Below are 24,719 nucleotides of genomic sequence, written 5' to 3'. Positions count from 1 at the left end.
GAGGTGCTCGCGTGGTCCAGCGCTACGTGATGTCGATCGACCAGGGCACCACCTCGACGCGGTGCATCCTGTTCGACGCGCGCGGCAGGCTGGTGTCGGTCGCGCAGCGCGAACACCAGCAGCACTTCCCCCGGCCCGGCTGGGTCGAGCACGACGCGACGGAGATCTGGCGCAACGTCGGCCGGATCGTGCCGCAGGCGCTGGCCGACGCCGGCGTCGAACCGGCGCAGGTGGTCGGCCTCGGCATCGCGAACCAGCGCGAGACGACGGTGCTGTGGGACCGGCACACCGGCAACCCGGTCGGGCGCGCGATCGTCTGGCAGGACACCCGCACCGACGCGATGCTCGAACAGCTCGCCCGCGAGCCCGGCGCCGACCGCGTCCGGCGGCTGTGCGGGCTGCCGCTGGCGACGTACTTCTCCGCTCCCCGGATCCGCTGGATGCTGGAAAGGACCCCTGGCCTGCGGGAACGCGCCGAGCGCGGCGACGTGCTGTTCGGGACGGTCGAGAGCTGGCTGATCTGGAACCTGACCGGCGGGCCCGACGGCGGCGTCCACGTCACCGACGTCACCAACGCCTCGCGCACCATGCTGATGAACCTCCGGACGCTGTCCTGGGACGACGAGCTGCTGGAGTTCTTCGACGTCCCGCGCGCGATGCTGCCGGAGATCCGCCCGTCGACCGAGGTGTACGGGACGACGTCGCGGGTGGTGCCCGGGATCCGGATCGCCGCCGCGCTCGGCGACCAGCAGGCGGCGCTGTTCGGCCAGACCTGCTTCGCGCCCGGCGAGGCGAAGTGCACGTACGGCACAGGCAGCTTCCTGCTGCTCAACACCGGCCCGACACCCGTGCTTTCGACCCACGGCATGCTGACCACCGTAGGGTTCAAGATCGGCGACGAGCCCGCCGTCTACGCCCTCGAAGGGTCGATCGCCGTCACCGGGTCGCTGGTGCAGTGGTTCCGCGACGGGCTCGAACTGATCGGCAGCGCCCCCGAGATCGAGACACTGGCGCGGACGGTCGAGGACAACGGCGGCTGCTACATCGTGCCCGCCTTCTCCGGCCTGTTCGCGCCGCACTGGCACAGCGAGGCACGCGGCGTGATCGCCGGGCTGACGTCGTACATCACCAAGGGCCACCTCGCCCGCGCGGTGCTGGAGGCGACCGGCTGGCAGACGCGCGAGGTCGTCGACGCGATGAACGCCGATTCGGGGCTCGCGCTCTCGACGCTCAAGGTGGACGGCGGGATGACCGCCGACAACCTGCTGATGCAGTTCGTCGCCGACGTCCTCGACGTGCCGGTGGTGCGCCCGATGGTCGCCGAGACCGTGTCTCTGGGCGCGGCGTACGCGGCCGGGCTGTCGGTCGGGTACTGGCCGGACCTGGAAGGCCTGCGGCGGAACTGGCACCGCGCCGGGCAGTGGCTGCCGACGATGGACCCGGCCCGCCGCGACAGCGAGTATTCGCACTGGCGCCAGGCCGTGGAACTGACGTTCGGCTGGATGCGCCCGGGCCCGACCGCCGCTCCCCCGGGCTCCGACCTGGTCGAGGTCGTCCTGGCCGACCACCGCCGGATCGAACAGCTGTTCCGGGACCTCCGCAACGACGAGGCCGACCGTCCGGCACTGATCGCGGAGCTGTCGGCGGCACTGGTCGCCCACGCCAACGCGACCGAACGGATCGTCCGCCCCGATGCGAGCGACCGCGGGCTCGCGGACGAACTGCTGGCCGTGCTGGAATCCGCCGATCCCGAAAAAGCGTTGGCGGTACTGGAGAACTCGGTGGACGCGCATATCCGCGCGGAGGAGCGCGGGTTGCTCAACGAATTGCGGCGCACGCTGTCCACTTCGGACCGAACGGGCCTCGGCCGGGCGTTCGTGGCCGAACGGCAGCGGCAGCTGGACCTCGATTGCGGCTCCGCCGCGCACGTCCGCGAGCAGGGTTCCCGGCTACGCCTCTCGTGACGTGCTAGCCTGTCGCCGTGCGCCACTGGACTCGACTCCGCTTTACGCGACTCGTAGTCAAGCGCGCCGGCTGAACCAGGTCGCCGGCGCGCAATCCGGCGACCCCTCGACACGGGGCATCTCCCGGGACCTGGCCCTCCATGGCCTGTACGTTTCCCGCCCTTGGAGTCCACGATGCCCGCTGTTTCGTTCCAGATCCCCGCACCCCGCTCGTCCATGCTGGTCCGCCGCCGGATCGCGACCTACTTCGTCGGTGGCGTCGAGCAGATCCCCGGCCTGGTCGAGGCGCTCGGCTGCCTGGTCCACGACCTGTCCGTCGACGTCCGCGACGGCGTCCGCGAAAGCACCATGACCTGCGCCGTCCTGATCGACGCCGATGAGGTCGAGCCGCTGCTGGACCGGCTGCGCGGGCTGTCGTCGGTCGTCTCCTCGGAACTGGTCTGACTGCCCGCGAAAGTCGTAACTCGCGTGATTAGAGGCGTAACTCACGAGTTACGCCTTCAATCACGCGAGTTACGTCTCCAAGCACGCGAGTTACGTCTCCAAGCACGCGAAGTCGGCGCAAACGTCCCCGATGCCCGATGTCGCTGCACGGTTCCGTGCAGCCGGTCAAGGAAGAACCACCTATGTATTGACTTGGCTAAGAAGCCTTCTTAACTTCTGCTTCATGGCCGAAACTCCACGGAACAGCAGGTCTCAAGCCTATCGTCGGCTCAGCTTGGCCGAGAAACACGACAAGTTCGTCAATCGGTACTCACGGCGGACCCTGTTCCGGGTGGGCGCGGTGAGCGGCGCGGCACTCGCCGCCGGCGGCGTCCTCCTCCCCGGATCCGCCGCGGCCTCCCCCGGGCCGACCGTGCTGCTCAACGCCGACAAGGTCGCGGGGTCGGCGCTGCGCCCGTTCGGACGGCACATCGCCTACGGGGCCGACCCGTCCCAGCAGGTCGTGGTCTCCTGGCAGGTACCCGCGGCGGTGACCGCGCCGTTCGTCCGGATCGGCACGGTGCCCGGCGACTTCAGCCCGCCCATCCCGGCCGAGGTCCGGGCGCTGACCAGCCAGATGTCCTGGCAGCACCCGGTGGAGGAAGTACCGCCCAACAGCCCGAAGACGATCACCCAGTACTACCTCCACGCCCGGATCGACCGGCTCCTGCCCAGCACCACGTACTACTACGTCGTCGGCCACGAGGGTTACGACCCCGCCACCAGGCTGGGCGAAATGGCGAGCTTCCGCACCGCTCCCGCCCCCGGTGGCGGCGGCACGTTCTCCTTCACCGCTTTCGGTGACCAGGGTGTCGGCTACAACGCCGTCGCGACCAGCAGCCTGATCGCGGGCCTCGATCCGGCCTTCCACCTCGCCATGGGCGACCTGAGCTACGCCCTCGAAGGCGAGGGCGGGCACCCGGAGGAGGACAAGTACGACGCGCGGCTCTGGGACTCCTTCTTCGTGCAGAACGAGCCGGTCACCGCGGGGATCCCGTGGATGATGGCACTCGGCAACCACGAGATGGAGGGCTGGTACTCCGCGGACGGGTACGGCGGCGTGCGGGCACGCTTCACCATGCCGGACAACGCCTGGGACGGCTCCACCTGCATCTACTCGTGGCGCTACCAGAACGTCGGGCTGATCAGCCTGGACGGCAACGACGTCTGCTACAACAGTCCGTCCAATCTGGACTACACCAAGGGCAAGCAGCTCAAGTGGCTCGGCAGGACACTCGCCGCGTTCCGCGCCGATCCCACGATCGACTTCATCGTCGTCTACTGCCACCAGTGCACGTATTCCACCTGCCATTCCAACGGCGCGGAACTCGGCGCGCAGAAGGACTGGGCTCCGCTGTTCGACAAGTATCAGGTCGATCTCGTACTCAACGGCCACAACCACATCTACGAACGCACCGACCCCATCCGGGCGGGCAAAGCCGTCAAGAAGGTGCCGTCGCGCGGGACGACCGACCCGGTCAAGGACGGGACGACCTACATCACCGCGGGCGGCGGGGGCGGCAGTGTCTCCGAATTCCCGGCCCCCGACACCTACCTCGGCCACGAGACCGCCAACGACACCCCGGTCCCGATGAAGTACTCGGAACGGGACGGACAGGACCGCACCAAGAAGGTCACCTGGTCCCGTGTCCGGTTCCGCGGCTACAGCTTGGTCGCGGTCGACGTCATCGCGGGCACGGGCACCACACCGCCCAAAATGGACGTCCGCGCGATCAGTGCCGACGGCACCCTGGTCGATCAGGTCATCGTGCAGCGTTCCTGATCGGGCACATCCACCGGAAGAGTGGTGCGCCGCGGCCGCGGCGGCCCCCCGGGTTGCCGGCGGAATCGGCGCCCCAAAAAAGCCAAAACCTTTACAGAAAAAATAGAAAANNTGATCGGCCACAACCACCGTACGGGTGGGCCCCACCGGCCGCGGCGCACGCCCGTTTTCCCGGCCCGTCCGCTGACCCGGGCCGCTGGGGCGACACACTGTCCACAGCGGACGACGTCGCCGCGGTGTACCGCCATAACCTCGGCCTGCCGAAAGCCAAACGGACCGTGGTGCTCGAACCGCTCCGAGAGGCGACGCGCACCGCGGCGGACGGGTTCGGCCGGCATTTCGGCATTCCGCCGGCCTTCCCCGGCCGGCCGTGGGCGGTGAAACAGGTCTGCGCGGCCGGACGAGGTTCGGTGGACGCGCACACGACCGGGCTCGTCGGTGAAGGCGACCGCTACATCGTCGTCATGCTGTCCGCTTTCGCCGACGGCACGAGCCTCGGCGTCGCGACGGCGGCGGTCACCTCGGCGGCCGTGGCCCTGGCTCCCCGTCTGCGAAAGTGACTTCTGCCGCGTTCTCCACGGTCGCTCTGAAAGCGCTTACCATAAGCTCGGCGAAACAGGTCCAGGGAGCCGCCGACACACCGCCGGTCTGGGCTTTGAGCGCGGCCAGCTGCTCGTCCGCCAGCGGCGCGACCCGGTCCATGAACTGCCCGAGGAACCGCAGCGCCGCGGCGGGCGGAACCCCGGCTCCCGCGAGCTCCGTCACCGCGCGCGAGACCGACGGGCGCACGACGGCCGGCACCCCCGCGTCGTCCCGCCCGAGCACGCCGTGCCGCTCCAGGCAGCGGACGACGGCGGGCTGGTCACGGGCGATGTCGGCCATCGCCGCGTCCAGCCGCTCGGCGCCGTCCACTGTGGCCGTTCCGAGCATCGCGGCGATGGACACCAGGTTGAAGCCCTGTTTCTGCAGCGTCGTGATCCGCCGCAGGCGCCGCAGGTGGGCCGGCCCGTAGTAGGCGGTCCTGCCGTGCCGCACCGGCGGGGCGAGCAGGCCCCTGGTCTGATGGGCCCGGATATTACGCGCCGACATGCCGACGATCGTGGAGAGTTCTTCGATCGTGTATCCGGCCGGTCTCGGCGAAAAGGGCTTCACGCCGACCAGCTTAACAATGGTCGGATGAGTGCACCATGAAGTGGCGGCAATGGCGCCACCAGTGTCAACGGGCTGAATCAGCGAGTTGCCATAAGTTGATCGGTTCGCGCGCCCCGACACAAGGCGAAGGCCCGGTTTACATGGTTTCGTGCCAAGTAATGTCGGTTTTGGGGCGTTCCGCACCCGCCGACTGCTCCAGTCAGGCGATCTTGATGGGCCGCGGACTTACCTGCCGTTTAAATGCACCTGAGACATCTGATGTCTCGACTCTGTCGACGCCTGCGGAGCGCCGCTGAACCCGACGGTCGGTCGTCAAAGTTTCAACCTTTTTCCCAGGAGGTTTCAATGTTCTGGAAACGGATCGCGGTCGCGGCCGTTGCCGCGACCGGGCTGGCCGCGGCGCTGGTGGTGTCCCATCAGGACACTCCCGCCGCCGCGGTGGAGCCCGCCGCGGCGGCGGTGCCCAAGTTCGACCACATCGTCCTCGTGATGTTCGAAAACAAGGACTACAAGGAGATCAGCGGCAGTTCGAAGGCGCCCTACTTCAACCAGCTCGCCGCGCAGGGGGCCAAGTTCACCAAGGCGTACGGGACGACGCACCCGAGCCAGCCGAACTACATCGCCCAGTTCGCGGGCTCGACCCACGGGGTCGACAGCAACAAATGCCAGGATCTCGGGAACAAGGAGAACCTCGCGTCCCAGCTGGCGGGAATCGGCAAGAAGTTCGTCGGCTATGCCGAAAGCATGCCTTCCGACGGCTACACCGGCTGCACGAAGGGAAAATACGCGCGCAAGCACAACAGCTGGGTCAGCTTCAGCAATGTGCCGTCGTCGGCTAACAAGCGGTTCTCGGCGTTCCCGAGCGACTTCACCAAGCTGCCGGACGTCGCTTTCGTGACCCCGGATCTGTGCAGCGACATGCACGACTGCCCGGTCGACACCGGTGACAAATGGCTGAAGAAGAACCTCGACGCCTACGCCCAGTGGGCCAAGACGCACAACAGCCTGCTGATCGTCAATTTCGACGAGGACAGCGGGACGTCGGTGAACCAGATCTTCACCACGTTCGTCGGTGCCAACGTGAAGCCGGGCAGCTACAGCGAATCGATCAACCACTACTCGATCCTCCGCACGATCGAGGCGGCGTTCGGCCTGCCGGGCATCGGCAACGCGGCGAACAAGCCGCCGATCACGAACGTCTGGCGGTGACCGGGTGAACCCCGCGGGCGTGTCCACTGTGGACGCGCCCGCGGGCGGCCTTGTCGGGTAGGGCGAAGTCGAGCGAACCAGGACTCGCCTTACCCCAAAACAGTTCTTCGGCTCCTCCGCAGGAAGGCACGACCGTGAACACCCGCACCCGCGTCCTGATCACCATCACCGGAACCCTCGCATTGGCCACGGCCGCCGTGCTCTACGTCGGGGCGGCGGGCGCGCGCAACCAAGGCGCCGCCTCGGCGGGTACCAGCGACGCCGTCACCCTCGAAGGCCCGCGGTTGCTGTTCCGCAGCACCGCCGACGCCGATCGCGGGCACGTGTCCAGCGTCAGCGCGGCCGACCCCGGCGGGCCACGGGCGGTGTCGACCGTGACCTGCAGCCGGGTCCACGCCGCGGGCGGAACCGCGATCTGCCTGCGGCCGGAAACCGGGCTGACCACCTATCAGCTGGCCGTGCTCGACCGCCGTCTCGCGGTGACGCAGGAGATCCCGCTGGTCGGGGTGCCCAATCGGGCGCGGGTCTCGGCTGACGGGCAACGGCTGGCGTGGACGGTGTTCGTCACCGGCGACTCCTACAACGGCGGCCGGTTCTCCACCCGCGCCGGCACCCTCGATCTCACCACCGGCGACGTCGAGGGCACGCTGGAGGACTTCGCCGTGACCGTGGACGGCAAGCCGTACCAGGCGGCCGACGTCAACTTCTGGGGCGTCACCTTCACCCGGCAGCCGAACCGGTTCTACGCCACCATGTCGACCGGCTCGCACCGGTATCTAGTCGAAGGCGACTCGAAGGCCCGCATCGTGCGGACGGTGCGGGACAACGTCGAATGCCCGTCCCTCTCACCCGACGAGACCCGCATCGCCTACAAGTCCGCCATCGACGGCGACCCCGCGAAGGGCTGGCGTGTCTCGGTGCTCGACCTCGCGAGCGGCACGGTGACCCCGCTGGCCGAGACCCGGAGCGTCGACGACCAGCCGGCCTGGCTCGACGGCCGCACCGTCGCCTACGCCCTCCCCCGTACGCAAGGACACTCCGACGTCTGGGCCGTCCCCGCCGACGGGACCGGCTCGCCCCGGCTGCTCATTTCGGAGGCGGAGTCGCCCGCCGCGCTGCCCTAGGCTGCCGCGTATGAGGGCCGCGCTGCTGATCGTCGACATGCAGGAAATGCTCGTTCCCCTGGTCTGGCGCGGCGAGGAGCTGGCTGCCCGGATCGCCGGTCTCGCCCGGCGGGCCCGTGAGAACGGCGTCCCGGTGATCGCGCTGCGGCAGATCGGCGCTCCCGGCACCGACTTCGATCCCGCGTCGCCGGGCACGCGGGTCAGCGCGCTGCTCGGTCTCGAACCGGTCGACGTCGTGGCCGACAAAACGGCGACGGACTCCTTCTACCGCACCGGCCTGGCCGGTCTGCTGGTCGACCGGGGCGTCGACACCGTGGTGCTGACCGGGCTGGCCACCGACTACTGCGTCGACGCGACCGCCCGGTCCGCGCAGAGCCACGGCCTGGACGTCGTGCTGGTCGCCGACGGCCACGCGCCGTCCGCCGACGGAGACCCGACCACAGGCCTGACGGCCGAACAGGTCATCGCCCGGCACAACCTGCTGCTGAGCACGGCGATCCATCCCGGCGGACGAGTGCGCGTGGTGCCGTCGGCGGAGGTCGGGTTCACCGGCTCGTAGGATCGGCCCACCATGATCACGAACTTCCTGCTCGACCACTCCGCCCTCGTGCCGGTGGCGATCCTGCTGGTCGCGCTCGTCTGCGCCGCCCTGGGCTATCTGTTCGCGGGCAGGCGCCGGATCCTGTGGACCCTCGCCGGGGTGTCCCTGGTGCCGGTCTTCGCGCTGACCCTGGTGCCGACGGCGCACACGATCGACGGGGTCGTCTGCACGGCGCAGTTCTTCCTGCCCACGCTCGGCTCGGTGGAACTCCTGGCCAACATCGCGCTGTTCCTGCCCCCGGTGTACTTCGCCGCGCTGGCGTCCCGGCGGCCGTTGACGATGCTCGCGGCGGGTTCGGCACTGTCCGCGGTGATCGAGGCGTTGCAGGCGTTCGTCCCCGCCATCGGCCGCGCCTGCGACACCAGCGACTGGCTGATGAACACCATCGGCGCTCTCCTCGCGACGGGCATGGCGTGGCTGGTGGGCCGCCGCGCTCAGTCGGGCAGTTCGACGGGCGCGATCTCGTCGTAGACGTCCCCCGGCCCAGGGTTCGCCGGGTCGGTCTCGCCACCGAAGTGATGCAGGACGCCCCACACCGCGTTGAGCGCCGTCTGGACGGCGCCCTCGGCCCAGCCCGCCGTCCACGAGACGTCGTCGCCCGCCAGGAAGAGACCGCGGTGGCGCTCCTCCAGCCGGTCCTGTTTGAAGTGGGTGAACAGCCGGTGCTGGTAGCGGTAGTGGCCGGGCAGGTTGGCCTTGAACGCGCCCATGAAATGCGGTTCGGCCTCCCACGACACGGTCACCGGGTCGCCGATGATGTGCCGCCGGACGTCGACGCCGGGATAGATCTCCTTCAGTGACTGCAACATCACCTCGACCCGCTCGGAGACCGAGAGCGGCAGCCACTTCAGCGAATCGTCGGCCCAGGTGTAGGACAGGCAGATCACCGCGGGGGCGTCCGGGTCGTCGCCGAGCAGGTACGTGCCGCGCGGCATGCGGTCGGTGAGCGTCATACTCATCGTGTCGCGGCCGGTCGCCGGGTCCTTGTCCAGCCAGAACGGCCGGTCGACCGGGACGAAGACCTTCGAGGACTCCATGTAGTGCGTGCGCTCGATCGCCGTCCAGTGGTCGATCGGGAACAGCGCCTCGTCGCAGGCGATCTTCGACAGCAGCATCCAGCTCTGTGCGGTGAACACCGCCGCCGGATAGGTGCGGATGCGGCCTTCGGTGTCGGTCACGGTGATGTTGTTCGGCGCGGTGCGGTGCAGCCTGGCGACACCCGGGTTCGGGCTTCCGCCGTGGAGCGAACTCAAACTCGTTCCCGCGGGCCAGAACGCGATGTCCTCGGGCGCGTGTTCCCACAGCCGCAACGGAAGCTGCCTGCTGCCGCCGACGATGCTGCGGTGCTCGTCGTCGGCGCCGGTGTAGACCACCCGCAGGATCTCCAGGATCGAGTTCGGGAAGTCGGTGTCCCAGCCGCCGGTGCCGAAGCCGACCTGCCCGAAGATCTCGCGGTCGCGGAACGAAGCGAACGCGGGCGAGTCGCAGAGGAAACCGTAGAAGGTCTGGTTGTCCAGCTTCGGCACGAGTTCGTTCCACAGCCGCTTAATCGTCTTCACGTCGCGGTCGCGGATCGCCTTCTGCATCTCGGTGAACGCGGCCTGCTCGGACAGCGTGCTGTCCCAGGCGGCCGCGACCTTGCCGAAGACGGCGGGGAGTTCGTCCGCGGTGCGCGCGTAGTGGCTCTCCCCCTTGAGGTCGACGACGGTGCTCGGCGTCCCCTCGGCCAGCGGGTTCGGGAACGGCGTGGTCTCCAGGCCGACCTTGTCGATGTAGTGGAAGAGCGCGGTCGACGACGGCGGGAAGCGCATCGCGCCCATCTCCGCGACGACGTCGTCCGGGCAGCCGGGGAAGTTCACCGTGCGCAGGCGGCCGCCGATCTCGGCGATCTCGTACACGACCGGGCGCAGGCCGAGCTTCATCAGCTCGTACGCGGTGACGATGCCGGAGAGACCGCCGCCGATCACCGCCACCTCGGTGCCGCGGCGCTCGGCGGGAAGCGAGCCGAGCCCGGCGGGGTGGGCGAGGAAATCGTCGTAGGCGAACGGGAAATCGGGGCCGAACATGGTGATCGGGCGGCCCGCCGGTTCGTCGTGGTGGATCGCGGTCGGGAGGGCGGAGGTCATGCGGGAAGTCCTCGGTACAGCTCGGGCCGTCGGTCGGCGAGGTGGGTGTTCTCCAGACGCGACGCGACGAGCGCGTCACGGGTGACTTCGGCGCTGATCAGTTCCGGGCCGTCGCCCGCGCGGGCGAGCACTTCGCCGGTCGGGGCGACGACACAGGAGCGGCCGCAGTAGGTCAGCTCCTGTTCGGTGTCGCACCGGTTCGCGTAGGCGACGAACAACTGGCTCTCGTAGGCGCGGGCGGGCACCAGCGTGTCGGCGACCAGTTCGTACGGGCTCATCAGCGCGGTCGGCACCACGAGCAGTTCGGTCCCCGCGAGCGCGTGCGCGCGCACCAGCTCGGGGAACTCGACGTCGTAGCAGATCAGCAGGCCGACGCGGAGACCGCCGAGCACGGCCTGGACGACCGCCTCGGTGCCCGGCTCGAACCAGTCACGGTCGATTTCGCCGAACAGATGCGTCTTGCGGTAGTTCGCCAGCCGCTGCCCGCCGGGGCCGATCAGCTGGACGCTGTTGTACACGCGGCCGTCGTCGGACTCGGGGTACCCATAGGCCAGCGCGACGCCGGTTTCCCTTGCCAGCGCGGACATCCGCACCGCTGTCGGACCGTCGGCCGGTTCGGCGAGCTCGTGGGAACGGGCGCCGATGTGGTAGCCGGTGGTGATCATCTCGGCGGCGATCACGAGATCGGCGCCCGACACCGCGACAGCGGACGGCAGCTCGGCGTACGAGCCCTGATGGACGGCGACCTTCATGGTGACGACGATATCCGCCGTTCCGGTGCGCCGATAAGGGCTGATCGTTGCGTGGAATATTGACAGACCGTCGAATCAGTGCAGCATTCCGCAATTCAGCGGCGATCTGTTGTCTGGATCACCCTCCCGGCGGTGGTTCCTCCGCGTGGTCGTCCGCCCAGCCGAGGGCCTCGGTGATCGCCTTCTCCGCGATCGCCGACATCGTCGACATGTAGGTACCGCTGACGTGGTTGTCGTCGAGGTAGACGAGCACGTTGCCGATCACCGGCGGGCAGATCTCGGCGGTGCAGAAATAGTCGCTGAAGTCGAGGAAGCGCACGTTCTGCGGCAGATCCGGCACCGCCTCGTACGGCGGCTCCGCCGCATAGAGATCATGACGCGGGGTGGCGCATTCGGGCGCCTCCGCGCCACGGCTCTCGACACACGCCGACGGCGACTGGCCGAAGCGCGGGTTGTCCCGCACCGCGAGCACGGGAATGCCCGCTTCGTCGACCTTGCGCCACTGGGCGATGTAGCCGGCGGGAACCCGTTCCTCGACGCCGACCTTCACGTCCCTGGTGCCGATCGTCATCACCGCGTCGGGCCGCGTCGTGACGATCTCGTCCACGACGGCGGAGTTCCAGTCGATACAGGACTGGTCGCCCGGCACGGTGTCTGAGTCGGTGGAGAACGGGCAGCCGCCGCGGAGGACCGCCGTGACCTCCCAATTCTTCTTCTCGGCGATCGGGAGCAGAGCGCCGAGGAACTGCCCGGCGTGGGAGTCGCCGGCGACCACGATCCGGCGGGCGGGATGCCCCGAGGTCTCCGACGTGCAGACCTCGAGGTCGGCGTTGCGCGGGGAAGGACCGCAGCGGCCGGGGTCGATCCCCGCCCAGTCTTCGGACACCGCGACGAACGACGGGACGAGCGCGGCGTCGGCGGCACCCCAGTAAGTGAATCCTTCGGTGTGCGCGACCGCCCCGGGGTGGTCTGGATCGTCCACCGCGATCGAATAACTCTCCGCCTGGCTCACACTCACCCACTGCCAGGCGCCCGCCGCGGCGAGCACGGCCGCGAGCGTCGCGACGCCGAAACGGTAAGCGCCCCAACCGTTCCGCGTTCCGATCGCGGAACCACGGACCGGCTTTTCGACCAGGTGATGGGTGAGGACGGCGAGGACGAACGACAGCGCGATGATCACCGCGCCGCCGCGCGTGCCCACCTCCTCGCGGTCACGGGCGACGAGGTAGAACACCAGGACCGGCCAGTGCCAGAGGTAGAGCGCGTAGCTCAGGTCGCCCAGGTACTTCAGCGGGCGGCTGCTGAGGAAACGATCCGCGCCGCCCTTGAAGGCGGTGTCGCCCGCGAGGATCACCAACGCGGCGGAAAGCGTCGGCCAGAGCGCGAGGTAGCCGGGGAAGACCGTGCCGACCTGGAGCACCAGACCGCAGGAGACCAGCCCGGCGACCCCGGCCCAGCCGAACACGACGCGCGCCGGCCGGGGCACCGGAACCCGGTCGAGCACCAGCGCGAGCAGGCCGCCGAGTGCGAATTCCCAGACCCGCGTCAGCGAATCGAAGTACGCCAGCGGCTGGTCGACCGCGGTCAGCCACACCGAATACGCCAGCGAAGCCGCGAACACCGTGCCGAGTACGCCGAGGAGCATCGGCCGTACGTTGCGGCTTGTTCGCCTGGCGGCCAGCAGCACCAGACCGACGAGCAGCGGCCAGACCACGTAGAACTGTCCCTGGATCGACAGCGACCAGAAGTGCTGGACGACGCTTGCCGAGTTGTGCTGCGCGAAGTAGTCGGCGGAATCCGCCGCCAGCCGCCAGTTCTCCACGTAGAGCGCGGAGGCGACGACCTCCTTGATCGTCTGGAACCAGCGGTTCTGCGGCAACAGCACCGTGCTCATCGCGACGACGAGCAGCAGCACGGTGAGCGCGGCCGGGAACAGGCGCTTGATCATCCGGCCCCACATCGGCCGGTACTCGATCCTCCCGCGCGCCGTGGCGCGGTAGAGCTGGCCGGTGACGAGGAAGCCGGAGATCAGGAAGAACGCGTCGACGCCGCCGGAGATCCGGCCGAGCCAGACGTGGTAGACGACCACGAGAACGCAAGCGAGGGCCCGCAGTCCCTGGATTTCCGGGCGGAACCGCCGCCCCGTCTCCCGCACACGACCACCACCAAGATCACCCGCCGCCGACGGGCGGGGACCCTACGGCAGGAAGCTGTGAGCGAGCTATGCCCCCCTTGTGGGCGGCGGGCGGTCACCTTGGGCTGGGCGGCGAAAGGCGGCTGGTTGCGAAAGCCACTTTCGCAACCATCGACGTTGTGAAAGTGGCTTTCGCAACGTCGGTGGGCGGGTAGCGCAAGCGCCCTGCCTCCGGGCTGCAACGAAGGCGCGGGGTGTCGCGAAAGCCACTTTCGGGACGTGTGATGTCCCGAAAGTGGCTTTCGCGACATGCACAGCCGAGCCTCAAGCCCGGTCGATGACCGCCTTGAGGAACCGCCGCGTCCGGTCGTGCTCCGGATCGTTGAACAGCTTGTCCGGCGTGGCGTNGTGTCGCGAAAGCCACTTTCGGGACGTGTGATGTCCCGAAAGTGGCTTTCGCGACACGATCGCACCAACGGTCAGGTCGACTTCTGGCCGTCGATGCTCTCCCGCAGGATGTCCGCGTGGCCGGCGTGCTGAGCGGTCTCGGCGATGACGTGCGTCAGCACCCGGCGCACGCTGCGCACCGCGCCCGGCGGGTTCCAGGGCGCGTCCGGCAGCGGGTGCGCCGCGGAGAGGTCCGGGATCGACGAGACGATCTCCTTCGTCCGCGCGGCCACCTGCTCGTAGCGCGCGAGGATCCCCGCGAGCGTGTCGCCGGGCAGCATCCTGAAGTTGTTCTGGTGGTCGATCGCCCACTGCGGGAACTCGCGGGCGGTCCCGGCGCCGAGGTCGGCCCAGGTGACGCCCTCCGGCAGGTCGTAGGTCATCGCGGACGGGCCCTCGACCGCGAACCGCAGCCACATCTCCTCGATCGAGGCGACGTGTTTGATCAGGCCGCCGAGGCTCAGTTCGCTGACCGTCGGACGCTCGTCGAGTTGCTCGTCGGTGAGCCCCTGGACGGTGGTGGTCAGCGCGGCGCGGACGGTGTCGAGGGCTTCGAGCAGGTCGGCGCGCTCGGCGTCGAGGATGGTGGCGGTCATCGGGCCCTCCGGGTTGTCGTTTTCTGGCACAAGACGACTCTCGCAGGGGTAGAGGACAGGTTGTGGCCTCTACTGGAGGCATCATGGAAAACATGCCGAAGACCTCCGCTCGCCTGCTGTCGATGCTGTCGTTGCTGCAGGCCCGCCGCGACTGGCCGGGGGCCCTGCTGGCCGAACGGCTGGACATCAGCCCGCGCACCGTCCGGCGCGACGTCGACAGGCTGCGCGAACTCGGCTACCCCATCGCGACCATCAAGGGCCCAGACGGCGGGTACCGGCTCGACGCCGGGTCCGAACTGCCGCCGCTCCTGTTCGACGACGACCAGGCGGTCGCGCTGGCCGTCGCGCTCCAGATCGCCACCACCAGCGGCGCGGGGATCGAGGAAGCGGCGATGCGGGCACTGCACACCGTCCGGCAGGTGATGCCCTCGCGGCTGCGGCGCCGGATCGACACTCTGCGGGTCACCGCCGTCGAATCGCCCGCGAGCCGATCGGAACCCCGCGTCGACGGCGACGTCCTGCTCGCGCTCGCCGCGGCCGTGCACGCCCGCGAGATCCTGCGGTTCGACTACGCGGACGCGCCGCGCCGGGCGGAACCGCATCATCTGGTCACCTGGCACGGCCGCTGGTACCTCGTCGCCTGGGATCTCGATCGCGCGGACTGGCGCACCTTCCGGGCCGACCGGATCTCGCCGCGCACACCGACCGGCCCGCGGTTCACCCCACGCGAACTGCCGGCTCCCGACGTCGCCACGTTCGTCGCGAGCCGTTTTCGTGGTGCGTCCGAATCCGGCGAATGGCCATGCCGTGGGGAAGTCGTCCTCGATCTTCCCGCGGCCACGGTGTCCCACTACGTCCGCGACGGTGTCGTGGAAGAACTCGGGCCGGATCGGTGCCGTCTGACGCTGGGGTCGTGGTCGTGGGCCGGACTCGCGGCGAGTATCGGCCGGTTCGACGCCGACATCGAGGTCGTCGGGCCTCCCGAACTCAAGGAGGCCTTCGCCGTCCTGGCCCGCCGCTATGCGAAGGCCGCCCGCTGAACACGGATACGACGCCGGGACCGCCCAGGGTCTGGGGACGGTGCCGACGTCGCCCACCGCCCGCGGTCCGGAGGCGGTGCCCTCCGGCACCGGGACCGCCCGGGATCCCGGTCACCGAAGCTTCGAGGCTCCTCACGCCTTGTGGTGCACCTCCTGGAGGCCGTACACCGGCGTCGGGATGCCCTCGTAACGCGCCTTCAGCTGCAGCGCGAGATAAAGCGAGTAATGGCGCGACTGGTGCAGGTTCCCGCCGTGGAACCAAAGGCCTTCCTGCCGCGTGGGCTTCCACATATTGCGCTGCTCCCCTTCCCACGGGCCCGGGTCCTTCGTGGTCCCGGAGCCGAGGCCCCAGCATTTGCCGACGAGGTCCGCCGTCTCCTGCCCGACCAGATCGGCGACCCAGCCGTTCATCGAGCCGTAGCCGGTCGCGTAGACGACGAGGTCCGCCTTCAGTTCCGTGCCGTCGGACAGCACCACCGCGTCCCGGGTCAGATGGTCGACCTGTCCGTGGGCCAGCTTGATCTTCCCGTCGGCGACCAGTTCCGAAGCGCCGACGTCGATGTAGTAGCCGGAGCCGCGGCGCAGGTACTTCAGGAACAGGCCGGAGCCGTCGTCGCCCCAGTCGTGCTGGAACCCGGCCGCTTCCAGCCGCGCGTAGAAGTCCTTGTCCCGCTCGCGGATCGCCTCGTACACCGGGATCTGGAACTGCGGCATGATCCGGTACGGGATCGACGCGAAGATCATGTCCGCCTTGTCGGTGGTGATCCCCGACCGCACCGCGCGTTCCGAGTACAGGTCGCCGAGTCCCAGCTCCATCAACGAATCCGACTTCACCACGTGGGTGGAGGACCGCTGCACCATGGTGACGTCCGCGCCGTGTTCCCACAGTGCCGCGCAGATGTCGTGCGCGGAGTTGTTGGAGCCGACCACGACGGCCTTCTTGCCCGCGTAGGAATCCGGGCCGGGGTGCTGGGACGAATGGTGCTGATCGCCCTCGAAGACGTCCATCCCGGGGAACGACGGGAGATTCGGCTTGCCCGACATCCCGGTCGCGAAGACGACGTGCCGTGGCGTGAGCACCAGCTCCTCGCCCTCGCGGACCACGGTCACCAGCCACTGCCGCTGTTCTTCGTCCCAGGACGCCGAGGTGACCTCGGTGCTGGTCCAGTACGGCACTTCCATCAGCCGCGTGTACATCTCGAGCCAGTCGGCGATCTTGTCCTTGGGCGCGAACACCGGCCAGTTGTCCGGGAACGGCAGGTAGGGCAGGTGGTCGTACCAGACCGGGTCGTGCAGGCAGAGGTTCTTGTACCGCTTGCGCCACGAATCACCCGGCCGTTCGTTGCGTTCCAGGACCAGCGTGGGCACGTCGAGCTGCCGCAGCCGGGCGCCGAGCGCGATCCCGCCCTGTCCGCCGCCGATGACGACGACGTACGGCTGCTGCTCGTAGCCGAGCCGGGTCTGTTCCTCCTCGCGCTTCTCGGCCCAAGACTTCCGGCCGCGCACGACACCGTGCTCGACACCCTTCGGCCGCTGCTCGTTGCGGCGTTCCTCGAAACCCTTGAGCTCGCGCAGACTCGTCAGCAGCGTCCAGGCGCCTTCGTCCTTCAGCCTCAAGTGCCCCTTGGCGCGTCCGGTCGCGGTTTCGAACTCGAGCCACGCCTCGGTCACGCCGTCGGCTTCGGTCGGCGTCTCGGTCGTACGGAATCCGGACGGGTCGATCCGGTCGAGGCACGCGCCGAGCAGGCCGGCCACCTCGTCGCGGCCTTCGACCGTCTTGATCGTCCAGGTGAAGGCGACCAGGTCACGCCAGTAACTGTCGACGGCGAAAAGCGCTGCGGCGGCTTCGACATCGCGGGCGGCGAGGGCCGATTCGAACCGGCTCAACCAGGCGTCCACCCGGGCCTGCGGCGAGCCCGTCGCCTCGATCCGGTCCACCGTCTGTGTCATGGCCACTCCCTGAACTTCGAAGTTCGGCTGTTACCCCGATCACACGCCCCGGGCGGGGACGGGGGCAAAGGTTGCAGCGTGTTGCACCTCCGGCTCCTTGGCGCGCCTCGGCGGGCGGTCCTATGCTGGTCAGTCGACGCGATGGTGCGGAGGTGGCCTGTGAGCTTGTACAGCTCGGTCCCGCCCGGCGCCGACCTGCCGATGCACGCCCGGGACCTGATCCGCATGCACGAAGCCGTGATCGGTGGCGGCCGTCCGCGGGTCCGGCCGCGGCCGCTGGTGTCGCGGTCGTGGTCACGGATGCTGAGCCTCGGGCTCGCCGCCGACGGGGTGAACACCCGGGATTCGGTGCCGCTCGACGAGGTCGCCCGCCGTCGCCGCGCCTCCCCGCTGCGGCTGGTGGTCGAGGACCTCGGGCAGGTGGTCGGCGCGACGGCCGACACCGCGAACATGCTGCTGGTGGTGACCGACGCGGAGGGGATCATCCTCTGGCGGGTGGGCTCGTCCGCCGTACGGCGCCGGGCCGACACCTTGGGCTTCACCGAAGGCGCCGTCTGGACCGAGACCAGGGTCGGCACCAACGCGATCGGCACCGCGCTCGCCGAGGCCGCGCCCGTGGAACTGCTCGCGGGCGAACACTTCGAACAGGGCCAGCATCCCTGGTACTGCACCGCCTCGCCGGTGCACGACCCGCGCACCGGTGAACTGCTCGGCGTGATCGACGTCAGCGGTCCCGCGCTGACCCTGCACCCGGCGATCGGCGCGCTGGTGGAGACCGGGCGGCGCCTGGTCGAATCCGAGCTCTGGCGGCACCATCAGCAGGGTCTCGACCGGCTGCGCCGCACCGCGGAACCGGTGGTCACCGGCGTGGGCGGCCCGGTACTGCTGGTGGACGACGACGGCTGGGTGGCCCACTCCGCCGGGGTCGCCTCCGGCGCGCGGATCGCGGCGCCCGCGGAAGGACAGATCCTCGCCGTGCCGGGACTCGGCGCCTGCCTGCCCGAGCGGCTGACCGAAGGCTGGCTGGTCCGCCCCGCCGACACCGCGCGCCGCGTCCGGCTGGATCTCGAACTCGGTCACGCGCCGATGCTGCGGATGGCGTCGGGCGACGTCGGCTGGGTCCGCACGGTGACCCCGCGGCACGCGGAGATCCTGGTGCACCTCAACACGGCCGGCTCGTCCGGGCTTTCGGCCGAGGCGCTCAGCCGGGCGCTCTACGGCGACGCCGAACACCTGGTCACCGTCCGCGCCGAGGTCTCCCGGCTGCGACGGCTGCTCGGGGCCATTGTGGACACGCGGCCGTACCGGCTGGCCGCGGGTGTCGCCTTGACGGTCCACAAAGGACTTGAAGTGGGCGGCTGAACCCGCCCGGTTGGCGGACGAGCGGCCCGGGTACTCCGGGCGAATGGAGATCTTGCTCGCCGGGGCAGGCGTTCTGGCGTTGTGTGCCGCCGTGCTGCCGAACCTGCTGCACGAACGCGCGCTCTCGATGCCGTTGGTCCTGCTGGTGGGCGGGCTCGTCTTCGGGCTGCTCCCGTTCGGACACCCCTATGGCCAGGGCGTACTCGACCCGCGGTCGCATGTGGGCGCCGTCGAAGTGATCACCGAACTCGGCGTGCTGGTGTCCCTGGTCGGCGCGGGACTGAAATCCGACCGGTTGTTCGGCTGGCGGTCGTGGAACTCGACCTGGCGGCTGCTGGCGATCACCCTGCCGCTGTCGGTCTGCGCGGTCGCCCTGCTCGGCTGGTGGGCGCTCGCCCTGTCCCCCGCCGCCGCGCTGCTGCTGGGGGCCGTGCTGTCGCCGACCGACCCGGTGCTGGCGAGCGACGTCCAAGTGCCCGCGCCGCATACCGACGACGGCCGGGGCTCGGACAACGAGATCCGGTTCACGCTGACCTCGGAAGCCGGGCTCAACGACGGTCTGGCGATGCCGTTCGTGCTGCTGGCCCTCGTCTTGGCTGGGACCGCGAGCACGTCGCCGGTCCCCTGGCTGCTGACGGAGGTCGTCATCCCGCTCGCGGTCGCCGTACTGGTCGGCCTCGTCTGTGGCCGGTTGCTGTCGTGGCTGATGTTCCGGGTGCGGCACGAAAGACTGCGCCTCGGCGAATACTCCGATGGGCTGGTGGTGCTGGCCATCGCGTTCCTGCCTTTCGCGCTCTGCGAATGGCTGGGCGGCATCGGCTTCGTCGCGGTGTTCACCGCGGCCGCGACCATCCGCGCCAGCGAGCGATCACACGAGTACCACGGGGTGCTGCACGAATTCGGTGATCAGCTGGAACGGCTCTTCGTCGCGCTGGCCTTGCTCGGTCTCGGCGTCGCGATGGGCGACGGGCTACTGGACGGGCTGAAGCTCGCCGAAGTGCTGGTGGCGGTCGTCGCCGTGGGCATCGTCCGCCCGTTGTTCGGCGGCCTGGCCCTGCTCGGCGGCACCACCACCCGCCCGGCGGCGACGGCGATCGCGTTCTTCGGTATCCGCGGGATCGGCAGTCTCTACTACCTCGCTTACGCGCTGGGGCACGGCGATTTCCCCATGGCCGACTCGCTGTGGCGGATCACGGCCCTGACGATCGCGGTCTCGGTGCTCGTGCACGGCCTGCTCTCCGGCCCGGTGATGCGCAAACTGGAGGACCGGGGGATGCAGAACTTCGAGTGAGCGGCTCCACCGGTACCGACTGGCTCCCGGCCACGGCCGACATTGCGAAAGCCACTTTCGCAACGTGCGGCCGAGCGAGGGGCACCGATACCGAGCGGGCCGGGTCTCGTGACCGATCGGACGACACGTGTGACTGGACGGACGACACGACCACGGCCGGGGAGAGCCGCTAGCGGTGCCACTCCCGGCCTTCGAGCCGGGCCTTCACCCGGTCCAGCGTGGCGGCGATGTTGGCCCGGTTGGTCCCGGCCCGATCCGGCTCGCCGGTGATGAGGATCGCGAACGGGACGAACCACGGCGGCACGAGCAGCCAGTTCGCCACGGCGAGCCGGGTGCCGTCGCCCTCCGGGACGATTTCGTACTCCCACCGGGAAATCGGCACGAAGAACGGCGTGCGCACCCGGTAGGCGAACCGGCGTCCGGGTTCGGCCTCGACGATTTCGGCGTGGGTCACCCAGCGCCGCCATCCGTTGCGGTTGCTCCCGGAGAACCAGTTCCCGACGCGTGCCTCGGTCGCGCCGCGGATCCAGCGTGCCTTGCGGAGTTCTTCGGCGCACTCCGCCATCGAGACAGGATCGCTGACGAGCCGGTAAACCCGCTCCGGGCTCGTGTCGATCGTGACCTCCCCGGTGGCGATCGGTTCGCTGTAGGTCAGGCTGTCCCTCGGCTTCGTCACCATCGCGCCTCCCAGTCGACTTCGCCAGCCCACCAGCACGGGCCCGCCTGGTCAAGACCGGCGGGGTGAGCACCGCACGGACGCGGAATCCGGGCGGTCAGGTGGCCGGTTCCCCCGGGAAGGTGACCTGGAAGCCCAGCCCCCGCAGCAGTTGGGTGAGCATCGCCCTGGTGTTGGCCTTGGCGCGTTCGAGCAGGCCGGAGTGCCGCGCGGCCTCACCGATGCGTTTCTCCGCGGCGAGGTAGAACGGCCGCTGGTCCTGCGTGGAGACCAGGGCGCCGAGCCGGTCGATCAGGCCGCGCTCCTGACCGAAGACGTAGCTGCGTTCGTTGTCCAAGTTGGGTTTCGCGAGCTTCGGCTCGGGCAGCCGCACCTCGACCGATCGCCGGTCCTCGGACACGGTCAGTGAATTCTCCACCAGCGGACCGAAATCGACGTACGCGTCGACAGAGCCCGCCGCGACGAACAGGGTGCGTTCCCCGGCGATGCTCGCGGGCACCCACTGGACGTCCTTCTCGATGTCGACGACGACCTGGTAGTCACCGACCGCCGCGTGGTACTGGCTCAGATCCCGGACCGCCTGGAGCACCGCGGGCTGCGAACGGTCCACAGTGGACGTTCCGAACGGGTCGAGCTTCGGCAGCAGCCCGGTGATCTGCAGTGCCGCCGCGACGATCAGTAGCCCGACGAGGCCGAACGCCCCGAGACGCACCCAGCGCTTCTTCACGCGCACCACCGCCTCTCCACGGCGTGGGGTACCCGGCGGACGCGGCCCCGAAGCGTCCGGGCCGGTTTACCGTGCGATCGGCCGAACCGGATTTCGCACTTGGAGTAGTTTGGCCGCATGCAGAACGTCTTGCCCGCGCCGGAGAAGACCGGGCTGAACATCTCGGCGTTGCACTGGGCGGGTTTCCTCGGAATCGCCGTACTGGTGCTGGTCACGTCCGGGATCGGCCTCCCTTCGGTGCTGGTGGTGGCGCTGGGCGTCGCCGGGATGGCGACCCTGGTGCTGTCCTGGCTCGGCATCGGACGGCTCGCCGCCGGGCTGCCGGAGCGGCGGCTGTACTGGATCGCGGTGTCGTGGTGCGCGCCGCTGCTGGCCGCGCGCCCGCTGTTCAGCGGCGACATCAACAGCTATCTGGCACAGGGCCTGATCGCGGCCAAGGGGTTCGACACCTATCTCGTGGGGCCCGCCGAGGCGCTCGGCGCCGATTCACCGGTGACGATGGCGGTCAGCCACTACTGGCGGGACACGCCCGCACCGTACGGTCCCGCCTTCGTCGCGCTGGCCCGCACGATCGCCCAGGTCGCGGGAGACGCCTTCGTGCCGACGGTGCTGCTGCACCGGCTGCTGGGGCTTATCGGGATCGTGCTCATGGCATGGGCGCTCCCCCGGCTCGCCCGCCGTGTCGGGGTCTCGCCGTCGATCGCGCTGTGGCTGGCCCTGCTCAACCCGCTCGTGCTGTGGCACGTCGTGGCGGGCGTGCACAACGACGGTCTCATGGTCGGGCTGATGGTCGCCGGGCTGGAACTCGTCCTCATGGGCGCGGCGAAGACCGGCGCGGCCCGGCCCGCGCTGATCGCGGCCGGCGTGATCGCGGTGAGCGCGGCCGCGAACATCAAGATCGTGGCCGTCGCCGGTCTGCTGTTCGTCGGCGTCGGCCTGTTCCGCCGCGCGACGCCCGCCGGCCGGGTGGCGGTCGCGCTCGGGCTGCCCGCCGGTTTCGCCGCCGTCACCGCGGCGATCTCGCTCGGCAGCGGGCTCGGCTTCGGCTGGGTACGCGTGCTGTCCGGCGTTTCCGGCCAGGTCCACAGCTGGATGGCCCCCACCAACGAACTCGGTTTCCTCGTCGGCGGGATCGGCAAGATCTTCGGGGCCGACCTGACCGACGGCGCGATCGAGGTGTTCTCGCTGATCGGTGCGATCCTCGGTCTCGCCGTGGGTGCCAGGCTGTTGTGGCTCACGTACCGCGAGAAGCTGCACCCGCTCTACGCCGCGGGCCTGACCTTCGCCGCGATGCTGGTCCTCGGGCCCGTCGTCCAGCCCTGGTATCTCTTGTGGACGGTCGCCCTGCTGGCCGTGAGCCTGACGACCGACCGCGGACGCTGGATCCTCGCCGTCGTCAGCGCGGTGTTCGGAGTCCTGCTCCCGCCCGCGAACGGTGGCGCCGTGTCGTTGGCGCTGGGCTACCTGATCGCCGTCGTGCTCATCGGCGGCACTTTGTTCCTGCTCAAGCGAAAGGGCCTCCTGCCGGAGATCAGGCTCCGCAAGAGCCGGACGTAAAGGCTCCATCGCGCGGGCTGCCCGACCGTGCCGGTGAGCTCACGCTCGGCACGGTCGAGGCAGTCTTCCAGCAGCGCGTCGTGCATCGGCCGCCACAGCAGCGGATAGGTGAACCAGGCCGGGTGCCGGAGCCGCAGCACCATGAGGTGCGCGAGTTCGGTCTCCCCGGTTTCCGTCGCCCGCAGGGTGAATTCGTGGAACCCGTCGAAGCCGCGGGGCGCGGTGAACCTGAACCGCACGGACCTTCCCGGGTCGTAGGACTCCACGTGGTACCGCACCGGTCCGTGCCCGCCGTCGGCGCCGACCCCGAGCGGCCGGTCGAACCGCAACGGCGGCCACCCCTCGACGGGCCAGAGCCTGTCGCCGTCGGTGGACAGAGTGTCGATCAGTGCTCCGGCACGCTCCTGTGCCACGTCGACGATCCGGTGATGCCTGTTCCACACGCGCATCGCGCCTCCCAGTTCTAGAGACCTTCCCCTAAAACCATAGTAGAGGATAGTCTCTGAAAATGGGACGGCCACCGCGGCACACCGCCGACGACTTCCTCGACGCCGCCGTGCGGATCTTCGCCACCGAAGGGGCCGCCGGGGTGACCATGTCGGCCGTCGCCCGCGAGGTCGGCGCGCCGAGTGGGTCGATCTACCACCGCTTCCCCGGACGCCCGGCGCTGCTCGCCGCCGTCTGGCTCCGCACGGTGACCCGCTTCCAGCAGGGGTACCTCGAAGCACTCGAACAGGAGCCGGTCACCGAAGCCGCCGTCGAGGCGGCCGCACAGGTCGTCCGCTGGTGCCGCGCCCATCCCGCCGAAGGCAAGCTGCTCTACGGCGGCGACAGCGCGCTAGGAGTCGACGACTGGAGCGCCGAAGACCGCGCCCGCGTGGACGCCGCCAACCAGCGCCTGGACGCGGCGATCACCAAGGTCCTGCGGCGGCTTCGCCCGCTGACCGGCCGGAGCACCGACGAACTGATGCTGGCCCTCGTCGATCTTCCCTATGCGGCGGTGCGGCGGTATCTCGACCGCGGCGAGGCGCCCCCGCCGCGCACCGTCGACCTGGTGGCCAGGGCCACGCGCACGCTGCTGGCGGGCTGACCGGCGACACCAGGTGGTGACCCTCGTCAAACCCGCGGGCACCCCGCGCGGGGGTGTGCCATCCTGGTCGTGGAACCTCGTGATCGAGGTCCCCGGACGAGTGGGTGCCGTACCCGGCCAGCGACAAGACGGCGCTCTGGGAGCGCGTCATGTCGTGGCTTGTCCTGATCGTTTCGGGTGTGCTGGAAGCCGTGTGGGCCACCGCCCTCGGCAAATCCGAAGGCCTGTCCCGGCCGGTACCGTCGATGATCTTCGGCGTGACGCTGGTCGCCAGCATGGTGGGTCTCGCGTACGCGATGAAGGATCTCCCCGTCGGCACCGCCTATGCGGTCTGGGTCGGCATCGGAGCTTCGCTCACCGTCGCGTACGGCATGTGGTCGGGCGCGGAAACCGTTTCGGTGGCCCGGATCCTGCTGATCGTGGGGATCGTGGCCTGCGTCGTGGGCCTGAAAGTCCTGCACTGACCCCGTAACTCGCGTGATCGGACACGTAACTCGCGTGCTTGAAGGCGTAACTCGGGTGTCGCGTGTCTGATCACGCGAGTTACGCCTTCAAGCACGCGAGTTACGCCGTGAAGAGGGACCGCCCCCGACGCACGGACGACGTCGGGGGCGGTCGGGGGCGGGGGCCCCCCCGCGGGTGGGCCGGGCGGGGG

23 protein-coding genes and 1 riboswitch are annotated in these 24,719 nt (G+C 69.5%); of the genes, 14 read left to right on the top strand and 9 right to left on the bottom strand.

Translation table 11 applies throughout. The annotated features are described in order from the left end of the window. Positions 1-11 precede the first annotated feature (11 nt). The 4 genes from glpK (at position 12) to ACXIZN_RS08480 (ending at position 4,790) form a co-directional block, all read left to right on the top strand. Positions 12-1,964: a glycerol kinase GlpK gene (glpK, locus tag ACXIZN_RS08495; RefSeq protein ID WP_457953446.1), complete on the top strand. Its 1,953-nt coding sequence runs from the start codon at positions 12-14 to the stop codon at positions 1,962-1,964. Positions 1,965-2,138: 174 nt separating this feature from the next. After that, positions 2,139-2,408, top strand: a complete 270-nt coding sequence (locus tag ACXIZN_RS08490; protein ID WP_457953444.1) for a hypothetical protein — start codon at positions 2,139-2,141, stop codon at positions 2,406-2,408. Between the two features lie 274 nt (positions 2,409-2,682). Beyond that, complete coding sequence (locus tag ACXIZN_RS08485) at positions 2,683-4,230, top strand: purple acid phosphatase family protein (RefSeq protein ID WP_457953443.1); 1,548 nt, start codon at positions 2,683-2,685, stop codon at positions 4,228-4,230. Positions 4,231-4,466: 236 nt separating this feature from the next. Continuing rightward, positions 4,467-4,790: a hypothetical protein gene (locus tag ACXIZN_RS08480; RefSeq protein ID WP_457953441.1), complete on the top strand. Its 324-nt coding sequence runs from the start codon at positions 4,467-4,469 to the stop codon at positions 4,788-4,790. Here the strand turns inward: ACXIZN_RS08480 and ACXIZN_RS08475 are convergent. Next, positions 4,747-5,382 carry a helix-turn-helix domain-containing protein gene (locus tag ACXIZN_RS08475; RefSeq protein ID WP_457953439.1) on the bottom strand — a complete coding sequence of 212 codons (636 nt, stop codon included), beginning with the start codon at positions 5,380-5,382 and terminating at the stop codon, positions 4,747-4,749. The two genes, ACXIZN_RS08480 and ACXIZN_RS08475, sit on opposite strands and share 44 nt — an antisense overlap. Before the next feature lie 345 nt (positions 5,383-5,727). Here ACXIZN_RS08475 and ACXIZN_RS08470 point away from each other — a divergent pair, with 345 nt between their 5' ends. The 4 genes from ACXIZN_RS08470 (at position 5,728) to ACXIZN_RS08455 (ending at position 8,787) form a co-directional block, all read left to right on the top strand. After that, positions 5,728-6,591 carry an alkaline phosphatase family protein gene (locus tag ACXIZN_RS08470; protein WP_457953437.1) on the top strand — a complete coding sequence of 288 codons (864 nt, stop codon included), beginning with the start codon at positions 5,728-5,730 and terminating at the stop codon, positions 6,589-6,591. 134 nt (positions 6,592-6,725) lie between these two features. Continuing rightward, positions 6,726-7,715 (top strand): TolB family protein, encoded by a 990-nt coding sequence (locus tag ACXIZN_RS08465; RefSeq protein ID WP_457953435.1) that lies wholly within the window; start codon positions 6,726-6,728, stop codon positions 7,713-7,715. Between the two features lie 10 nt (positions 7,716-7,725). Then, positions 7,726-8,274, top strand: a complete 549-nt coding sequence (locus tag ACXIZN_RS08460; RefSeq protein WP_457953433.1) for a cysteine hydrolase family protein — start codon at positions 7,726-7,728, stop codon at positions 8,272-8,274. A gap of 12 nt (positions 8,275-8,286) precedes the next feature. Then, positions 8,287-8,787 (top strand): VanZ family protein, encoded by a 501-nt coding sequence (locus tag ACXIZN_RS08455; protein WP_457953432.1) that lies wholly within the window; start codon positions 8,287-8,289, stop codon positions 8,785-8,787. Here ACXIZN_RS08455 and ACXIZN_RS08450 read toward each other — a convergent pair. The 4 genes from ACXIZN_RS08450 to ACXIZN_RS08435 all read right to left on the bottom strand — a co-directional run bounded on the left by ACXIZN_RS08450 (position 8,751) and on the right by ACXIZN_RS08435 (position 14,371). Beyond that, positions 8,751-10,442, bottom strand: a complete 1,692-nt coding sequence (locus ACXIZN_RS08450; protein WP_457953431.1) for a flavin monoamine oxidase family protein — start codon at positions 10,440-10,442, stop codon at positions 8,751-8,753. The genes ACXIZN_RS08455 and ACXIZN_RS08450 overlap by 37 nt on opposite strands. Further along, positions 10,439-11,194, bottom strand: coding sequence for a carbon-nitrogen hydrolase family protein (locus tag ACXIZN_RS08445; RefSeq protein WP_457953430.1), 756 nt, complete (start codon positions 11,192-11,194; stop codon positions 10,439-10,441). The genes ACXIZN_RS08450 and ACXIZN_RS08445 overlap by 4 nt, the downstream gene beginning before the upstream one ends. Positions 11,195-11,312: 118 nt before the next feature. Then, entirely contained in the window at positions 11,313-13,349 is a 2,037-nt protein-coding gene (locus tag ACXIZN_RS08440; protein WP_457953428.1) for an acyltransferase family protein, read from the bottom strand. A gap of 458 nt (positions 13,350-13,807) precedes the next feature. Next, complete coding sequence (locus ACXIZN_RS08435) at positions 13,808-14,371, bottom strand: DinB family protein (protein ID WP_457953426.1); 564 nt, start codon at positions 14,369-14,371, stop codon at positions 13,808-13,810. Positions 14,372-14,463: 92 nt separating this feature from the next. On the opposite strand from ACXIZN_RS08435, the gene ACXIZN_RS08430 reads away from it, so the two are divergent. Then, a complete protein-coding gene (locus ACXIZN_RS08430; RefSeq protein ID WP_457953424.1) occupies positions 14,464-15,411 on the top strand; it encodes a helix-turn-helix transcriptional regulator in 948 nt (315 codons plus the stop codon). Positions 15,412-15,543: 132 nt separating this feature from the next. Here ACXIZN_RS08430 and ACXIZN_RS08425 read toward each other — a convergent pair whose 3' ends face one another. Beyond that, complete coding sequence (locus tag ACXIZN_RS08425; RefSeq protein WP_457953422.1) at positions 15,544-17,361, bottom strand: flavin-containing monooxygenase; 1,818 nt, start codon at positions 17,359-17,361, stop codon at positions 15,544-15,546. A 159-nt stretch (positions 17,362-17,520) separates the two neighbouring features. Here ACXIZN_RS08425 and ACXIZN_RS08420 point away from each other — a divergent pair, with 159 nt between their 5' ends. Further along, positions 17,521-18,723, top strand: coding sequence for a transcriptional regulator (locus tag ACXIZN_RS08420; RefSeq protein ID WP_457953420.1), 1,203 nt, complete (start codon positions 17,521-17,523; stop codon positions 18,721-18,723). A 43-nt stretch (positions 18,724-18,766) separates the two neighbouring features. Next, positions 18,767-20,014 carry a cation:proton antiporter gene (locus ACXIZN_RS08415; RefSeq protein WP_457953419.1) on the top strand — a complete coding sequence of 416 codons (1,248 nt, stop codon included), beginning with the start codon at positions 18,767-18,769 and terminating at the stop codon, positions 20,012-20,014. A 169-nt stretch (positions 20,015-20,183) separates the two neighbouring features. Here ACXIZN_RS08415 and ACXIZN_RS08410 read toward each other — a convergent pair whose 3' ends face one another. Together ACXIZN_RS08410 and ACXIZN_RS08405 are read right to left on the bottom strand one after the other, a co-directional pair. Continuing rightward, positions 20,184-20,693, bottom strand: a complete 510-nt coding sequence (locus ACXIZN_RS08410; protein WP_457953417.1) for an SRPBCC family protein — start codon at positions 20,691-20,693, stop codon at positions 20,184-20,186. Positions 20,694-20,787: 94 nt separating this feature from the next. Beyond that, entirely contained in the window at positions 20,788-21,423 is a 636-nt protein-coding gene (locus ACXIZN_RS08405) for a DUF4230 domain-containing protein (protein WP_457960483.1), read from the bottom strand. A gap of 111 nt (positions 21,424-21,534) precedes the next feature. Between ACXIZN_RS08405 and mptB the strand changes: the two genes are divergently transcribed. Next, positions 21,535-22,974: a polyprenol phosphomannose-dependent alpha 1,6 mannosyltransferase MptB gene (gene mptB / locus ACXIZN_RS08400; protein ID WP_457953415.1), complete on the top strand. Its 1,440-nt coding sequence runs from the start codon at positions 21,535-21,537 to the stop codon at positions 22,972-22,974. On the opposite strand, the gene ACXIZN_RS08395 is transcribed toward mptB, so the two are convergent. After that, positions 22,878-23,423 (bottom strand): SRPBCC family protein, encoded by a 546-nt coding sequence (locus ACXIZN_RS08395; protein ID WP_457953413.1) that lies wholly within the window; start codon positions 23,421-23,423, stop codon positions 22,878-22,880. The genes mptB and ACXIZN_RS08395 overlap by 97 nt on opposite strands. A 59-nt stretch (positions 23,424-23,482) precedes the next feature. Between ACXIZN_RS08395 and ACXIZN_RS08390 the strand changes: the two genes are divergently transcribed. Continuing rightward, positions 23,483-24,064, top strand: coding sequence for a TetR/AcrR family transcriptional regulator (locus ACXIZN_RS08390; RefSeq protein WP_457953411.1), 582 nt, complete (start codon positions 23,483-23,485; stop codon positions 24,062-24,064). Between the two features lie 69 nt (positions 24,065-24,133). After that, positions 24,134-24,202, top strand: a riboswitch (guanidine-III (ykkC-III) riboswitch). A gap of 11 nt (positions 24,203-24,213) precedes the next feature. Beyond that, entirely contained in the window at positions 24,214-24,528 is a 315-nt protein-coding gene (locus ACXIZN_RS08385) for a DMT family transporter (RefSeq protein ID WP_457953409.1), read from the top strand. The last annotated feature ends 191 nt before the right edge of the window (positions 24,529-24,719 follow it).

It is taken from the genome of Amycolatopsis sp. TRM77291, assembly GCF_054166285.1.
This window is presented reverse-complemented; position numbering and strand designations above follow the sequence as displayed.

Excerpts from the sequence above, each read along its gene's own strand:
- ACXIZN_RS08490 (WP_457953444.1), top strand. The coding sequence starts at position 2,139 with ATGCCCGCTGTTTCGTTCCAGATCCCCGCACCCCGCTCGTCCATGCTG.
- mptB (WP_457953415.1), top strand. The coding sequence starts at position 21,535 with ATGCAGAACGTCTTGCCCGCGCCGGAGAAGACCGGGCTGAACATCTCG.
- ACXIZN_RS08450 (WP_457953431.1), bottom strand. The coding sequence starts at position 10,442 with ATGACCTCCGCCCTCCCGACCGCGATCCACCACGACGAACCGGCGGGC.
- ACXIZN_RS08410 (WP_457953417.1), bottom strand. The coding sequence starts at position 20,693 with ATGGTGACGAAGCCGAGGGACAGCCTGACCTACAGCGAACCGATCGCC.
- ACXIZN_RS08435 (WP_457953426.1), bottom strand. The coding sequence starts at position 14,371 with ATGACCGCCACCATCCTCGACGCCGAGCGCGCCGACCTGCTCGAAGCC.
- ACXIZN_RS08385 (WP_457953409.1), top strand. The coding sequence starts at position 24,214 with ATGTCGTGGCTTGTCCTGATCGTTTCGGGTGTGCTGGAAGCCGTGTGG.
- ACXIZN_RS08390 (WP_457953411.1), top strand. The coding sequence starts at position 23,483 with ATGGGACGGCCACCGCGGCACACCGCCGACGACTTCCTCGACGCCGCC.
- ACXIZN_RS08445 (WP_457953430.1), bottom strand. The coding sequence starts at position 11,194 with ATGAAGGTCGCCGTCCATCAGGGCTCGTACGCCGAGCTGCCGTCCGCT.
- ACXIZN_RS08415 (WP_457953419.1), top strand. The coding sequence starts at position 18,767 with ATGGAGATCTTGCTCGCCGGGGCAGGCGTTCTGGCGTTGTGTGCCGCC.
- ACXIZN_RS08425 (WP_457953422.1), bottom strand. The coding sequence starts at position 17,361 with ATGACACAGACGGTGGACCGGATCGAGGCGACGGGCTCGCCGCAGGCC.
- ACXIZN_RS08395 (WP_457953413.1), bottom strand. The coding sequence starts at position 23,423 with ATGCGCGTGTGGAACAGGCATCACCGGATCGTCGACGTGGCACAGGAG.
- ACXIZN_RS08460 (WP_457953433.1), top strand. The coding sequence starts at position 7,726 with ATGAGGGCCGCGCTGCTGATCGTCGACATGCAGGAAATGCTCGTTCCC.
- ACXIZN_RS08470 (WP_457953437.1), top strand. The coding sequence starts at position 5,728 with ATGTTCTGGAAACGGATCGCGGTCGCGGCCGTTGCCGCGACCGGGCTG.
- ACXIZN_RS08430 (WP_457953424.1), top strand. The coding sequence starts at position 14,464 with ATGCCGAAGACCTCCGCTCGCCTGCTGTCGATGCTGTCGTTGCTGCAG.
- ACXIZN_RS08455 (WP_457953432.1), top strand. The coding sequence starts at position 8,287 with ATGATCACGAACTTCCTGCTCGACCACTCCGCCCTCGTGCCGGTGGCG.